Origin of the sequence: Embleya sp. NPDC127516, from assembly GCF_044765325.1 — a bacterium.
Classification (GTDB): Bacteria; Actinomycetota; Actinomycetes; order Streptomycetales; family Streptomycetaceae; genus Embleya.
Genome location: NZ_JBIWJT010000015.1, coordinates 215717 through 229881, shown reverse-complemented (window position 1 = coordinate 229881; position 14165 = coordinate 215717). Strand labels below are relative to the sequence as shown.

The window sequence follows — 14165 nt, the reverse complement described above, 5'->3', positions numbered from 1 at the left end:
GCCCCTGAACCCGAACAGGACACCCGTGAACGCCGGGCGCGTCGGTGTCGCGGGTGGGCGGTGCGCGCTCGAGGAGGTTCGCGGTCGCTGTCGGCGGGTTGTCGTCGGCACCGGGATACGACCGCGTCCGGTCGGCGGGCTCGGGCGCGGTCGGGCCGTTGCCGTGCGGGGGAAGGCGCCGGGACTCCCACCGACCTTGCCCGTTTCGCGGGGCGCCGGCGTGCGGGTTCGTCGCGCCGGCGCGTCCGCGCGTCCCGCTGCTCGCGGCTCGCTGCTCGCTGCTCGCTGCTCGCCGCTTGCTGCTTGCTGCTTGCTGCTTGCTGCTTGCTGCTTGCTGTGGCGCCCTGCCGGGATCTCGGCTCACCCGGTCCCCACCAGCAGGCCCTCCACGTCGTCGTGCACGTCCCCACCGGGAAGTTCTCACGCCGTAGTGGTTCGGCGTGCGGGGCGCACGAATGGCTACGTGACGCGGAAGTTGGCCATCATGGTCATGTCCTCGTGTTCGAGGTTGTGGCAGTGCATCATGTACCGGCCCTTGAACCCGTCGAAGCGGGCGAGGACTTCGACGGTCTCGTATGGGCGCACATCCACCGTGTCCTTCCAGCCCGCGTCCGTGGCGGCCGGTGCGCCGGCACCGCGACCGACGACCGCGAAGTGCGCCAGGTGCAGGTGGACCGGGTGGTGGAAGTCGCTGGACAGGCGCCACAACTCGACGGTGCCCAGCGCCGGGTCGGCGAGGTGCTCGTCGGGGTCGAATACACGGCCGTTGATCGTCCACATCCGTGCGCCTGCGCGTTTGGTCTGTCGGAAGTCGAACGCGCGGGTCCGCACCGCGTCACCTCGTGTCGGCAGCCTCGGCTCCGAAAGCCGTTCGGGAATCCGGGACTCGTCACGGGCCCGACGTACCACCCGGAACCGCATCACCTCGCGGGTGCCGGCGGTCTCGCCGAGCATGTTGCGCACCGTCACCTCGGTGCCGACGGGGTAGCGACCGAAGTCGACGACCAGGTCGAATCGCTCCGCCGGGGAGATCGGCACCCGGTCGTGCCCCACCGGCCGCTCCAGCAGGCCGCCGTCGCTGCCGACCTGCACGAACGCCGGGCTCCCGTCCGGTGGTTCGGGGTCCAACCGCAGCCCGTACCGGCGGGCGTTGGACGCGTTCAGCACGCGCAGCCGGTACCTGGTCGCCTCGACCTCCAGCACCGGCCACGGCGCCCCGTTGACCAGGACGACGTCGCCCAGGACCCCCTCCATGAAGTCGTCCTCGACACCGGGTCTCCCGATCAGGGTGGGGTCCAACGCCGGGTAGCGAAACTCCCCGCCGGCCTCGAACGCGCGGTCGCAGATCATCAGCGGGACGTCGCGTTCGCCGGACGGCAGCGGCAGCGCCTCGTCCTCCGCATCCGTGACCAGGAAGAAGCCCGCCAGGCCGCGCCACACCTGCGGCCCGGAGAAGTCCATCCGATGGTCGTGGTACCACAGCGTTGCCGCCCGCTGGGCGAGCGGATAGACGTAGTCCCTGGTGTGGGCGTGTGTCGTCCACTGGTTCGGGCGCACCACCATCGCCCCATGCCCGCCGTGCCCGCCGTGCCCGCCGTGCCCGCCGTTCTGTGTTGCCTGGTGGACGGCGTTCACGGCCGGGCTGTACCCACCCTTGGAGATCACCAGATCGGTGGGGTAGCCGTCGGACTCGGGCGGGGTCACGCCGCCGTGCAGGTGCGTGGACGTCGGCACCACCAGCTCGTTCCGCACCCGTACCACCGCCTCGTGTCCCGACCGCAGCCGAAACGTCGGGCCGGGAAACGTCCCGTCGTAGCCCCACACCGTGGTCCGCGTCCCCGGCAGGATCTCCACCTCGGCCGCCCGCTGCACCACCTCGAACCGTGACGCCCCCGACCCGTCCACCACCGGAACCGCCTGCGCGGGAATCGGCAACGGCACGGTGAACGGTTCGGGCAACCGCGCCCGGCTGCGCAACAACTCCCCGCTCGTCGTGGTCGTCGAACAACCGACCGCCGCCGACAGGGCCACGCCCCCGCTCAACCCCAGGAATCCCCGACGCGACAAGTATCGGCTCATATCGTCGGCTCCCGATGCCGACGAAACCCGAACGACCAGGTCAGATTCCAGGCCGCGACTCCCACGAGAGCCGTCCCGAGCGGGATGTGCAGGGCGAGATTGCGCGCGCCGCCCGCGCCGATCTGCGTGACGACCAGGACGAACAGCACAGGCGGATAGGCGAGGTACCAGACGGGGCCACGCCCGAACCACCACAGCAGCACGGCCGCGACCATCTGCACCATGGGAAACAGGACCAGCGACCCGCCCACGGCCCCGTGGACCCGGAGCAGATCCACATCACCGGTCACGAACCGGCCCGCCACAATCGCCTGGGTCAAAGTCCCGACCGCGAACAGGACGCCCAGTACGCGCACCACGACGACGGGCCACGCCCTCGGTCTGACACCCGATCGACGCGAACTCACCCGCCCCCGGCCACGTTTCCCTTTCAGCGCGGAGAACCGCGCTTCGTAGCGATCCGGTGGTACATGCATCGCGATCTCCTCGTTCCGGCGCAACCGGATCGCATGGGTGGGGGCATGTCGCCCACCCCGGGGGGATGGTCGTTTTCCCAGGTGTTGAAGCAGCACGACAGGCCCTTCGGGTCGGACGAGTCGCGACCGGACGTGCGTGCGTTGTGAGTCGACGTCCGGCCGGGGCAGCCGGGGCGCGAGGCCGCCTACTCGACGTCGATCAGCGCGGGCATTCCTTCGGTCCCCAGTGGCAGTTCTCGACCCGGGATGCGACAGCCGCGGGGGTGATCGTGCATGTCGGCAGCCGCCGCGGACGGCACGGCGCAGCAGAGGACCGCGACGGCGGAGATGACGCCCGGAAGACGGGTGGTGTTGGAAATGCGCATGGCAGTGCTCCCCTGGTTGTTGCCGCGTTGGGCCGCCGTCGGCGCGTCGAGGAAAGCGCCATCCTTCGGGAAGACGCCGGGACTGTGGGCATGCGGGACCTCGAACCACTCTGAAAACGAGGTGGTTTCGTGGGCCGACCCACTCGGTTGCGGAGCGATTCGAACTGAGATCAGTTTGTTCGACGGCTCGTGTGACGCCCTCATGAGCAAGAACGAAGTGCGCCGGCACCGGACGGAGTAGATCGGCTGCGCCGGCCACAACCGAGGTGGTACACGCACCACGTGCGCTCACAACTCCGACCGTACGAACACCCCGAGGCCGTCTCGGGATGGGTTGGCCGTAACCACGTTCTCCTCCCCGGCCGAACGGGCCCCGCTCGCCCAGGGCGTGAGCGGCGTACGAGCGGGGGCGGATGTCTACGAGCCCTGTGTCCGCGTCAACGCGTACGGGTTGCGGTGATGGCCGTGGTGAGGTCGTCCCACAGGTCTTCGACGTGTTCGCACCCGACACTGAGGCGAAGCAGGCCGGGCGGGACGTGTTCCTGGCCGAGGAGTTCGGCGCGTCGCTCGATCGTGCTCTCGACGCCGCCGAGACTGGTGGCCGAAGTGACGACGCGCACTGCGGCGCAGACGGCGTCGGCGTGCGCCGCGTCGACGAGTTCGAAGCTGTGGCCGCCCGGCGGGCGGAGACGCTGAGCGGATGGTCGGGGCCGAGCACGCGTTCGGTGTCTGCGGCCCATCGGAGGTGTTCGTCGCGTATCAGGGCGCGGGCCTTCCGCTCCGCGTCGGCCATCGCCGACGGCCACGTGCGTCGAGCCGGCGGCGCGCACGCGCAGGGTCAGCTCGTGGTCACGGCCCAGGACGCGGGAGGCGTCCTCGACGACCTCCCGCAGCAGCTCCCGGCAGAGCAGCACGTCGCCGGCCGCCGCGACGGTCTGCGCATGGATCAGCCGTACGGCGAGGGTGTCGACCGTCCGACCGCCCGCATCCGCGGCCCACTGCGAGGCGAGCTCCGCCAGGCGCTCCTTGCACGACGATGCGGACGCGGCACCGCACGCCTCTACCGCGGCCCGCGCTTTTGCGGTGAGCATGTCCTCGACGCCGTAGACGTGTTCCCCGGCCCGCCGTTCGCCGCGTTGCTGCGCGCGGGCGCGCCCGCGCGCAACCATGAGAGCACACGGTGCGCGCCGCCCGGCCCGGTCCGCGCCTATTGGACACCGACACCTGCGGCACCTGGCTGTGGCGGGCCCGCGGGACGAGTACGTGCGGTCGAGGAGCACGAATTCGCGCACCCGGGACGCCTTCGAAGGTGCGGTCGGATCCGGTGAGAGGCCCACCAACTACGCTCGGTACCAGACACGTTCACATCGGGGGATGAGCATGGGCAACCGGAACACATCCCGCACGGGCGGGGTCGCCATCCGATGCGCGACCGTGCTCCTGTCGATCACGACGGCCGCCGCCTGCTCCGGCGGCGACAACGGGAAGGCACACCCGAAGCAGCCGAAGGCGGCCCCCTCGGCGGTCGCGGGGTCGGCCGGGCCCGGCTCCGACGGCGGGGCCGGGGAGGCTCCCGTCTGGGGCGCGGACAACCTGCCGCCGGGTGTCGACTTCTGGGCCGGGAAGGTGGACTTGACGGTGTTCCTGTGCCGGGTCTCCGACCCGAAGACGGGCGGCTGCTCGAGCGGCGCCGTCACCAACGCCCAACGCGAGGAGATCCTCGCCGCGCTCAAAGCCATGCCGCAGGTCGAGCACGTGTACTTCGAGGACCGGGGACAGGCATGGGAGCTGTTTCGCGCGCAGAACGCCGGCAACCCCCTCCTCCTCGACGCCATGACGGCCGAGCAACTCCCGGAGTCCTTCCGCATCAAACTCAAGGACCCCGCCACCATCACGACGGTGGCGTCCGCGTTCGAGGAACGCCCGGGAGTGGCCTCGACCATGAAGCGGACCCCCTCCGGCCCGCCCGCCTCTCCCCCGGCCCCGCCACGGCGCCGCTGACCCCGGAACGGGCCAGGCGCGCCGTGCTTCGTGAATCACTTGGGCCCTGGCTCGAAACCGCGGGGCGTCGTGACCGACACCGAGCCCAAGCCGGCCGTCGCACCGTACTCGGGCCTCAGCTGCGCAGGGTGTAACCGTGCCCTGGCGGGTGCGCCGACCGGCCCGATCGCCGCGCTCCTGGGATCGACCCGACGCTTCCGAGGCGTTCGGGACGACGTCGCGGAGGCGGTGAAGGCCCGGTTGGAGCGGTCGCGGGTGCTCCACCGCCCCGGCCACCGCTTCGCGCGGTGATCGAGGAACGGGTGCTGAGGCAGCGGTACGACGACGCCGCGACCATGGCCGGTCCGCTCGGGCACCTGCTCACGGCGATGGCCTGTCCGCAGGTCGCGCTCGGCGTCATACCGTTCGGCGCGGCACGCGAACACATCCGGGGCGTGGAGTCGTTCACCGTCTACGACGAGGACCGGGTCGCCATCGAGTGGCCGAGAGCCGAGGTCGACATCACCGCTGCCGGCGACGTCGAGGACTGCGTGCGGGCTTTCGCCGAACTGACCAAACTCGCCGCCGTACACGGGACCCGGGCGCGCGCGCTCGTCGCTGCCGCGACCGATGCCCTGGAGTAGCCCGTTCGAGTGTTCCCCGCGGAATTTTGTGGAACTTCCTGGCCGCCGGGCCCGGCGCCGCGTCACGGTGGACGCATGGCCGCATCCGGCAGGTTCCCGAGGTCCGCGCGCTCGCCCCCCGATCACCGACATCAGGTTCCGCGTGTGCTCGATCGAGGCGGACGGGTCGGTCCGCGACGGTCCGGCGGGGAGAGCGCCGAACGTCCCCGGTCAGCCTTGCGACAACCACTGTGCCGGTCACCGCATCGCCCTCATCCCCGGGGATCCCTGTCGGTGCCTCGCGATCGAGGGATCGCGCCATGGTCGAACTCGGTTTTCGGACTCTGCGCCGCGGGTCACCGAGACGCGCCTCGGTGGGCCGCCCGCAACGCGAAAGGACAGGTCGGCGCCGCCACCCCTGGCAGGCTCGGCCGCGCCGACATCGGATGGCCCACCGCCTGACGATCCCGCGGAGGGACGCATGGACTTCGGCACGTGGCCGCGCCTGCTCGTCGTCGACGTCGAGGGCAACGGTGCCCAACCGCCGGACCTCGTCGAAGTCGCCGCAATCCCTGTGGCCGATGGCCAAGTGCGCTCGGAGTCCGCGCGCTCCACGCTCGTCCGCCCGCCGCGGCCGATCACCGCCTTCGCGACGGGCGTTCACCACATCACCAACCAGGACGTCGAGAAAGCCGCATGCAGGCCGAGCAGTACGACACCGCACACACCACCGACGAAGAACCGACGCGTGGCGGCCGACCACCAGACCCGGGCGGGAAGTCACCCGTCTGAGCGAACCGAGCCGGGCGTGCGGTCGGCCCCTGCGGCACCCGCGGGCCGAGTCCTGGACGGGCCCGCGTTCCGCGTCGGGCGTTCGGCGTGCAACGTTGCTGCCGATCCGGCTCGGGCGCGAGTTGGACGTCCGGGATCCGCCGGAGCTCGTACGGTGTCTGCGCGAACTCGGCGGGGTGTTCAGCCGCGCCGGGCGCGGATGAGGTCGCGATACCAGAGGAAGGACGCCTTCGGGGTGCGGATCTGGGTGTCGTGGTCGACGTGGACGAGGCCGAAGCGCTGGTGGAATCCCTCGGCCCATTCGAAGTTGTCCAGCAGGGTCCAGGTGAAGTAGCCACGGACGTCCACACCTTGGGCCACAGCGGCGTCGACGGCCCGGAGATGGGTGTCCAGGTAGTCGATACGGTCGAGGTCGGGGACGGTGCCGTCCGCGGTGACGACGTCGTCGACGGAACAGCCGTTCTCCGTGATGTAGACCGGAGGGAGCGTCGGGTAGCGCTCCTTGAGGCCGACGAGCAGTTCACGCAGGCCGTCGGGGACGACGGGCCAGTCGAAGGCGGTGCGGCGGTAGCCCTCGATGGGGGCCTCTTCGAACGGCAGGCCCTCGGACGTCGGGGCCTGAATCCGGGTCGGGTTGTAGTAGTTGATGCCGAGCGCGTCCAACGGAGCCGAGATGAGTTCGAGATCGCCGTCCCGGACGGAGCCGCCGAGGGTGGCGTCCGCGCCGTAGGCCGACAGGTCGGGGTAGGCGCCCGTAAGGATCGGGTCGTTGAACAGGCGGTTGTGCAGGTTGTCGTAGGCCTGCGCGGCGGCGCGGTCGCCGGGGGCGTCCGAGGCGGGCCAGACCGGGGTGCAGTTGTTGGCGATCATCACCTGAAGGCCGCGTTCGCGCAGCTCCCTCAGCGCCAGACCGTGGCCGAGCAGCTGGTGGTGGGCGACCGGCAGGCAATCGAGGAACAGGGTGCGGCCCGGCGCGTGGGTACCGAGACCGTAGCCCCAGACCATGTGGATGAACGGTTCGTTGAGCGTGATCCACTTCCGGACGCGGTCGCCCAGCCTGTCGGCCACGATGGCGCAGTACTCGGCGAAGCGGTACGCGGTGTCGCGGTTGAGCCAGCCGTCGTCGTCCTCGAGGCCCTGCGGGAGGTCCCAGTGGAACAGGGTCGGGACGGGCTCCACGCCGCGCGCGAGCAGACCGTCGACCAAGCGGTCGTAGAAGTCCAGGCCCCGGAGGTTGACATCGCCTCGGCCGGTCGGCTGGATTCGGGGCCAGGCGATCGAGAAGCGGTAGCCGGTGAGGCCCGCCTCGGCCATCAGCGCGAGGTCCTCCTCGTACCGGTGGTAGTGGTCGCAGGCCACGTCACCGGTGTGCCCGTCGCGGATCGCGCCGGGGCGGGCGGTGAAGGTGTCCCACACCGACGGGCCACGGCCGTCCTCCTTGGTGGCGCCCTCGATCTGGTACGACGCCGTCGAGGCGCCCCAGATGAAGTCCGCGGGCAGATGGTCAAGCGCCACATCAACCTCCAAAACATGAGTAGTACTCATGTTAGTGCGGATCGATGGGATGATGGAAGCGTGAATCAAGATCGCACCTCGGGGACGCTGCGCCGGCGGCCCGTGCAAAGGCGCAGCGCCGAACGATTCGAACGGCTGTTGGACGCCTGTGCCGAGCTCCTGGACGAAGTCGGCTACGTCGCGCTGACCACCAAGGATGTCGCCCGCAGGGCCGAGGTGCCCATCGGGACCCTGTACCAGTTCTTCTCCGACAAAGAGGGGCTGATCGGCGCGCTCGCCGCCCGCAACCTGGGCGTCTTCCTCGAGCGGGTCTCGGCCCGGCTGGAGAGCGAGCAGCCCGAAGACGTCTCGGGCATCGTGGAGGTGACCGTCGACGAATTCGTCACCATGCGTCGGACGATCACCGGGTTCGGCGTGGTCGACTTCGGAGCGGAGGGCCGGGACCACACCCTCGATCCGGCCCTGGACAACAACACCGCGGTCGCCGGACGGCTGCTCGGACTGACCGCGGCCCTGACCGGGGCTCGGGACGACGCCGAACTGGAGATCGTCGTCCGAGTGGCCCTGGAGTGCGCGGACAGCCTGCTGAAACTGGCCTTCCTCACCGATTCGCAGGGCGATCCCCGGCTGATCGCCGAGTGCAAACGAGTCCTCAACAGCTATCTGAACGATCGAATCCGTGCACTGACAACACGGTAGTGGCATGACACGCTTGACCGTTGGTGGCATGACACACGCTTGGCCGCCGAAGGACACGAACGGCGCTGCGGCGACTGCCTACACGAACGCGGCACCCGCCCCCCGCCGAGCCGCGCGCGTCCGATGTGACCGTCCGGCGCCATCCGACCGTGCCGCGGGAGCGCGGACCGCTAACGAACGCTCGTGACCTTCCAGACCAGTGCCGCGCCCAGCACGGACATGGCCGCGGAGCAGAGGAACAACGAGCGGTAACCCCCCAGTTCGCCGAGCACGACCGAGGCGATCGGGGGGACGAGCACGTACGGCAGGGAGGTCATCAGGTTGGCCAGCGCCATATCCTTGCCCCGGTTCCCCGAGGCCGGGAGCACTTCGGTGACCAGAGCGGTATCGACGGCCAGGTACACGCCGTAGCCCAAACCCAGAATCACGGCCGCGACCAGCGTCATGGTCCAGGTGGGCGACAGGGCGAGCGGGACCGCGGCGACGGCCATGGTGACGCCGCCGAGGAACACCGGCATGCGGCGCCTGCCCAGCCTGTCGGAGAGCCAACCGCTGAGGACGACCGTCGAGATCGTGGCCAGGCAGTTGACGCCGATCACGATGAGCAGGCCGTCCTCGGTGGACTGGCCGGGGAAGAGCTGTTCGTAGTGCAGGACATCGTCCAGGAAATACGGCAAGTACAGCGTGCCCAGCCCGTAGCCCAGACCCATGACGAACCGGGAGCCCATCGCCCAGACGAAGTCCGGGTGTTCGCGAGGGCTGATCCGGTAGCCGGCCAGGAAACCGCGCAGCGAGAAAGACTCGCGGTGGCTGCCGGGCAGCGGCGGGTCCTGCGAGACGACCGCGAACAACACGATCAGTAGCGGGAAAGCGGCCATCAGCACGTACTGCGCGGAGAACCCGACGACGAGGCCGATCGACAGCCCGCCCACGATCAGGCCACCCGCCTGCGGGACCGTGGCCCAGCCCAGCACCACGCCGCGCTGCCCGACCGGGACCCGGTCGGGCACCACCGGGGCGAGCCCGGCACCGATGATCATGAAGCCGGCGGACAGTACGAGAGAGCCGAGTGCGACCCCGACGACCGTCGTCTGAACGCCGGTGCAGACCAGCGCCGCCATGCAGGCCAGCGAGCCCGCGATCATCCACGGCCGGCGGCGACCGAACCGACCGGTGGTGCGGTCGCAGAGCGCGCCGGCCAGCGGCGCGACGACGATTCCCGAGATCGCGCCCATCGCGCTGACCCAGGCGTAGCTGCCGACCTTTCCGTCCGGGTCGATCCTGGCGATCTGTTCGGGCATCAGGAACGTGGTCGACACCAGCATCGGGATGTACATCCCGGCGTTGGCCAGGACGTACAGGACAACCCAGCCGGGACCGACCCTGCGGGTCGGCTCGGCGAGGGCCTCGGGCCGTACGGGGGCGAGGGTCATCGGGGCACTCTGCCGAGGTGGACGAGCTCGCTCGTCCGGTCGAAGGACAGCAGCGGCGGGAGGCCGTGACCGAGCAGGACGGCACCTTCGTGCACGGCGCCGGTGGCCTCGTCCCGGTAACGGGCGTCGGGATCCAGACCCTTGAGCCGGGTGCGGGCAACCGAGCGCATCAGCGCGGACGGCTGGAACCGGAAGACGACGACCTCATCCCGGGTGAGGTACTGCACGGCGTGGTCCCCCAGGCGGTATTGGACACCGCCGTGCACCACGGGCCGGATCCGCTTGTACTGCTCGACCAGCGTCCGGGACCAGGCCATGTCCTCCTCGCTCCAGTTCCGCAGGTCGCCGCCGATGCCCATCGCTCCGGCCATCGAGACATGGAAGCGGTACCGGATCGAGGTCGGGCGGGCGGTGAAGCTGTTCGGGCTGTCGGTGACCCAGGCGCCCATGGTCCGGGCGGGCAGCATCTGACAGTGTCCGTGCTGGATCGCGACCCGGTCGGCGGCGTCGGTGTTGTCGGACGTCCAGACCTGGTCCGCGCGGGCCAACACGCCCAGGTCGGCCCGGCCGCCGCCGCCCGCGCACGACTCCAGGTACAGGCCCGGGCGGGCGGCGCGCAGCCGGTCCATCACCTCGTAGACGCCGCGTGTGTGCTCGATCCACACCCGGTCGGGGTCGGCGGCCCCGGGTTGCCCGGCCTCGCTGAAGGGCCGGTTCATGTCCCATTTGAGGAAGACGACGTCCAGCTCTGTGACCGTCCTGACCAGCCATTCGACCGCCCATTCACGGACGTCGCGGCGGGCGAAGTTCAGTACGTGCTGCTTACGGCGCTGGGTACGGGCGCGGCCGTCCTGGCACAGGATCCAGTCGGGATGCGCACGGAACAGGTCGCTGTCGGGGTTGACCGCCTCGGGCTCCACCCACAGGCCGAAGCCCATGCCCAGCGCACGAACGTGGTCGGCGAGTGGGCTCAGACCGTCCGGGAAGCGGTCCGGGTTGGGCCACCAGTCGCCGAGCCCGGCCATGTCGCTGGTGCGGGCGCCGAACCAGGCGTCGTCCACCACGAAGACCTCGACACCGATACCGGCGGCCAACTCGGCGAGTTCGGTCTGCTGCTTCTCGGTGATGTCGAACTCGGTGGCCTCCCACGAATTGAAGATCAGCGGGCGTTCGGCCGGACGGGCGGGCAGCACCCGGCGTTCTATGTAGGCGTGCCAGCGGCGGCTGGTGCCGCCGAAGCCGTCGCAGGCGTAGAGCCCGGTGAAGACGGGGGTCTCCAGGCTCTCGCCGGGAGCCAGTTTCCAGACCAGGCCCTCGTGGCCGAAGCCGCCGGTCCAGGAGGCGCGGCCGTAGGGGTCGCGGCGCAGGGTGATCCGGCGGCTGCCGCTCCAGGCCAGGGCCGCGCTCCAGACCTCGCCGTGCTCCTCTGCGGCGTCGTGCGCGTCGAGCATCAGCCAGGGTCCGGCGTGTTGTCCCGTGATGCCGAGGCGGCTGGTGAGCACGGTCTCCCCGACGGGCAACCGGTCGCGCTGGAGCTGGAACTCCCGGCCCCACTCCCCCACGACATGACTGACGCGGTAGTCGTCACGGGCAGGCAGTGTCCAGGCGGCGGAGTCGAACCGCATGACGTCCACGGCCTCGTCCGCGGTGAGGACGGCCCAGCGTTCGATCTGGTCATCGCCGTCCCGAATCCGGTAGTTCAGGTCGAGACCGAGGGAGCGGACGCGGTCGGTGAAGTGGAGCGTGAGCCGGCCGTCCTCGGCCGTGTGCGAGACGAACCTCCACTCGAAGCCGCGGACGCCGTCCTCGAACCGGACGGTCAGCGACGGCGCCCCGAAGCGCAGTGCGCCCTCGACCGCGTACTCCTCACCGCCGGGATCGTCGCCGCCGGGATCCTCGGCGGGTAGGTCAGCCGCTATCACGACGGCCTGCTCCAGGGTCAGCGGCCGACCCCAGTGCACGTGCCGGGGGACGTCGTCGGCGTCCAACCGGAAGGCGTAGGAGGTGCCGGGCGTGCTCAGCAACCACAGGCGGGCTTCGGAGTGATGAGAGATCATACGGAACCCTTAAATATGAGTCGCGCTCATGTTTCGCTCACATGTTAGGTACGCGCACCCACGACGCCAAGCCCTTGACGGGGGCTGTTGTCGGGAAAGGGGGGGATGATCGCTCCCCAAGGGCGGGGCATCCCAATGCTCGGTCCGAGTCCCGCGGCACCGGCGCGAGCCCCGCGTGGGCAGCGAGGTGCCCGGCGTCTCGGCCCGCCGACGTGTCGCCGACCACGGCAAGGAACTCGGCAGCCGCGGCCATCCTCGTCGGTCCCCGCCGCACGACGGATCCGACGCAGACTGGCAATGCCGTCGGTGACCTCGCAGATCAGGGTCCGGCTGCGCACCAGGCGCAGCGACACGGGCCCCTTGGACAGTCCCCGCCGACTTCCGTTCCTTCGGTCGCGGGCAGGTAGCGGGCCGCCGCGGTGAGGGCCGGCGTCGGGGGAAGGGCACGAAGCAGCGGCCCCTGCTGCAACTGACGGGCCCGGTCGTGCTCCGCGTCGTAGAGCCGGGCCCGCGCGAGGGCTTGGGCAACCAGCAGCGGGGCGGGTGGGAGTTTCGCGTCGCCGAGCCTCGGGGCGATGCCGATCCCTGGTCGCACCGGCAGCAGTTCCGGCGGAGCCTTCGACCGATCGTCGATCCGCACCCGCACCCGCACCCGCGCGTAGAGTGCGGCAACGAGGGTGTCCAGTCTCCGTGTTCGCACACCGAGCCTGGACACCCTCACCTCGTGTCCGCGGGGACCCCTTGCATCAGTCGTCCAGGGGCCGTGAAACCACCGCTGAGCACACGGTCGGTGGTGACGTGACCGGGTGCACAGCGATCACGCCGGTTGGAGTTGCGGTTCCACCTGCTCCGCCGGCGCGGCCTTCGGGTCCCACACATTGGTGGTCCGCGCATAGGCGTAGATGACCGAGGTCATCGCCAGAATGAGCAGTGGTCCAAACACCCACGGATATCTGGCCATCTCCATCGGCAGATAGCGGTACGACACCAGGAGCACAGCGAAAACCGTCGCGCCGTAGATGACCAGACAGATTCCTTGCCAGTCCCAGCCCCGGTCGAGCGAGCGCATTGCAGTCTCGATCGTGAGCGCAAAAACCACACCGGCCACGAGGTCCACGCCGTAGTGGTAGCCGAATCCCAGCGTGGCCGCGAGCGTGGCAATCAGCCAGAACGTTCCTGCGAATCGGATAAACCGCGAGCCCTTGCGAGAGTGAACGAAAATTATGGTAGCCCACGCCGTGTGCAGGCTGGGCATGCAGTTGCGAGGGGTGATCTCGTCGAACTGCATCGAGAGTGGGGTACTGATCGGCGGCGGCGTGTTCGGCCACAGGTCGGCCATTGCCCAGGGCCCGCCGTCGGGGCCGTAGGCGAAGACCGGTCCGACCACCGGGAAGATCATGTAGATGCTCGGCCCGAGCAGGCCGATGGCCAGGAAGGTGCGCACCAGGTGATGGCCCGGGAAGCGGCGCTCGACCACTACGTTTCGCAGTTGGTACAGCGCAACGATGGCCGCTGCCAGCGGAAGCTGACCATAGACGGTGCCGAGCACATCGGAGCTGATCGGGTCGGTGGCCGCGACCATCCGGCCGGCCAGCCACGACGGGTCACCCAGCGCGTGATCGGCAGTCGCCACGTACTGGTCGAGCACAGCCGGGCGGGTTTCCGACGTGATGAGCAGCCAGGTAGCGCCGGTCTTGTGGCCTGCCACCAGTAGCAGTCCCAGTCCCGCGCCCTTCAGCATCAGGACGCGTTCCCGGCCGGTGCGGCGCGTGAGAGCAAAGACCGCGCAGCCAAAAATCACCCACAACGCGCCGTTACCGTAGTTCATCCTGGCGTCGACCACCCACCGCACCAGCCAGAAGACGATGTCGATGCCGATTGCCGCACTCACCGCAATAAAACGTTGCCGCCAGGTGAGCACCACCATCGTCAACGTCAACCCGGCATACAGCAGCTGCCCCGAACGGGGAGCGAATATCACCTCGCGCGCCTGGCTGGTGATCGGCCCCGGTAGGCCGTAGCGACGGGCGAACATCTCCATGGTGATGAGAAATCCGAGGACCGCCACACCCACTGCGACCCACGAAATCGCCTGCGGCCGGCGCTGCACGGCGACCATGGTTTTGCGACGTATTCGCGAAAATAT

The 14165-nt window shown here is 69.8% G+C and carries 12 protein-coding genes and 1 pseudogene; 3 read left to right on the top strand and 10 right to left on the bottom strand.

Features of this window, described 5'->3' with window-relative positions:
- Positions 1–459 precede the first annotated feature (459 nt).
- The 4 genes from ACIRL2_RS28530 to ACIRL2_RS28515 all read right to left on the bottom strand — a co-directional run bounded on the left by ACIRL2_RS28530 (position 460) and on the right by ACIRL2_RS28515 (position 4089).
- The gene (locus ACIRL2_RS28530; RefSeq protein ID WP_395868500.1) at positions 460–2079 is read right to left on the bottom strand and encodes a multicopper oxidase family protein; all 1620 of its coding nucleotides are present in this window, start codon (positions 2077–2079) and stop codon (positions 460–462) included.
- A complete protein-coding gene (locus ACIRL2_RS28525) occupies positions 2076–2438 on the bottom strand; it encodes a hypothetical protein (protein WP_402235663.1) in 363 nt (120 codons plus the stop codon). The genes ACIRL2_RS28530 and ACIRL2_RS28525 overlap by 4 nt, the downstream gene beginning before the upstream one ends.
- Positions 2439–2740: 302 nt before the next feature.
- Entirely contained in the window at positions 2741–2920 is a 180-nt protein-coding gene (locus ACIRL2_RS28520; protein WP_395868504.1) for a hypothetical protein, read from the bottom strand.
- Between the two features lie 437 nt (positions 2921–3357).
- Positions 3358–4089 carry a PLP-dependent transferase gene (locus ACIRL2_RS28515; protein ID WP_402235661.1) on the bottom strand — a complete coding sequence of 244 codons (732 nt, stop codon included), beginning with the start codon at positions 4087–4089 and terminating at the stop codon, positions 3358–3360.
- 205 nt (positions 4090–4294) lie between these two features.
- Between ACIRL2_RS28515 and ACIRL2_RS28510 the strand changes: the two genes are divergently transcribed.
- Entirely contained in the window at positions 4295–4921 is a 627-nt protein-coding gene (locus tag ACIRL2_RS28510; RefSeq protein WP_402235658.1) for a permease-like cell division protein FtsX, read from the top strand.
- A gap of 182 nt (positions 4922–5103) precedes the next feature.
- Positions 5104–5544, top strand: coding sequence for a Scr1 family TA system antitoxin-like transcriptional regulator (locus tag ACIRL2_RS28505; protein ID WP_402235727.1), 441 nt, complete (start codon positions 5104–5106; stop codon positions 5542–5544).
- A 951-nt stretch (positions 5545–6495) separates the two neighbouring features.
- Here the strand turns inward: ACIRL2_RS28505 and ACIRL2_RS28500 are convergent.
- Positions 6496–7830, bottom strand: coding sequence for a GH1 family beta-glucosidase (locus tag ACIRL2_RS28500; RefSeq protein ID WP_402235656.1), 1335 nt, complete (start codon positions 7828–7830; stop codon positions 6496–6498).
- A 60-nt stretch (positions 7831–7890) separates the two neighbouring features.
- Here ACIRL2_RS28500 and ACIRL2_RS28495 point away from each other — a divergent pair, with 60 nt between their 5' ends.
- The gene (locus tag ACIRL2_RS28495) at positions 7891–8529 is read left to right on the top strand and encodes a TetR/AcrR family transcriptional regulator (RefSeq protein WP_395868512.1); all 639 of its coding nucleotides are present in this window, start codon (positions 7891–7893) and stop codon (positions 8527–8529) included.
- A 170-nt stretch (positions 8530–8699) separates the two neighbouring features.
- Here the strand turns inward: ACIRL2_RS28495 and ACIRL2_RS28490 are convergent, their stop codons facing one another.
- The 5 genes and pseudogenes from ACIRL2_RS28490 to ACIRL2_RS28470 form a co-directional block, all read right to left on the bottom strand.
- Positions 8700–9962, bottom strand: a complete 1263-nt coding sequence (locus ACIRL2_RS28490) for an MFS transporter (protein WP_395868514.1) — start codon at positions 9960–9962, stop codon at positions 8700–8702.
- The gene (locus tag ACIRL2_RS28485; RefSeq protein ID WP_402235652.1) at positions 9959–12019 is read right to left on the bottom strand and encodes an alpha-galactosidase; all 2061 of its coding nucleotides are present in this window, start codon (positions 12017–12019) and stop codon (positions 9959–9961) included. The genes ACIRL2_RS28490 and ACIRL2_RS28485 overlap by 4 nt, the downstream gene beginning before the upstream one ends.
- Before the next feature lie 130 nt (positions 12020–12149).
- Positions 12150–12260 (bottom strand): annotated as a pseudogene (locus tag ACIRL2_RS28480) (transposase); the annotation flags it as partial.
- 78 nt (positions 12261–12338) lie between these two features.
- Entirely contained in the window at positions 12339–12719 is a 381-nt protein-coding gene (locus tag ACIRL2_RS28475; RefSeq protein WP_395868884.1) for a hypothetical protein, read from the bottom strand.
- Between the two features lie 117 nt (positions 12720–12836).
- On the bottom strand, positions 12837–14138 hold the full coding sequence (locus tag ACIRL2_RS28470; RefSeq protein WP_395868518.1) for a phosphatase PAP2 family protein: 1302 nt from the start codon (positions 14136–14138) through the stop codon (positions 12837–12839).
- Positions 14139–14165 lie beyond the last annotated feature (27 nt).

Coding starts and splice junctions, on each gene's coding strand:
- ACIRL2_RS28485 (WP_402235652.1), bottom strand. CDS start 12,019: ATGATCTCTCATCACTCCGAAGCCCGCCTGTGGTTGCTGAGCACGCCC.
- ACIRL2_RS28520 (WP_395868504.1), bottom strand. CDS start 2,920: ATGCGCATTTCCAACACCACCCGTCTTCCGGGCGTCATCTCCGCCGTC.
- ACIRL2_RS28515 (WP_402235661.1), bottom strand. CDS start 4,089: ATGGTTGCGCGCGGGCGCGCCCGCGCGCAGCAACGCGGCGAACGGCGG.
- ACIRL2_RS28510 (WP_402235658.1), top strand. CDS start 4,295: ATGAGCATGGGCAACCGGAACACATCCCGCACGGGCGGGGTCGCCATC.
- ACIRL2_RS28530 (WP_395868500.1), bottom strand. CDS start 2,079: ATGAGCCGATACTTGTCGCGTCGGGGATTCCTGGGGTTGAGCGGGGGC.
- ACIRL2_RS28470 (WP_395868518.1), bottom strand. CDS start 14,138: ATGGTCGCCGTGCAGCGCCGGCCGCAGGCGATTTCGTGGGTCGCAGTG.
- ACIRL2_RS28490 (WP_395868514.1), bottom strand. CDS start 9,962: ATGACCCTCGCCCCCGTACGGCCCGAGGCCCTCGCCGAGCCGACCCGC.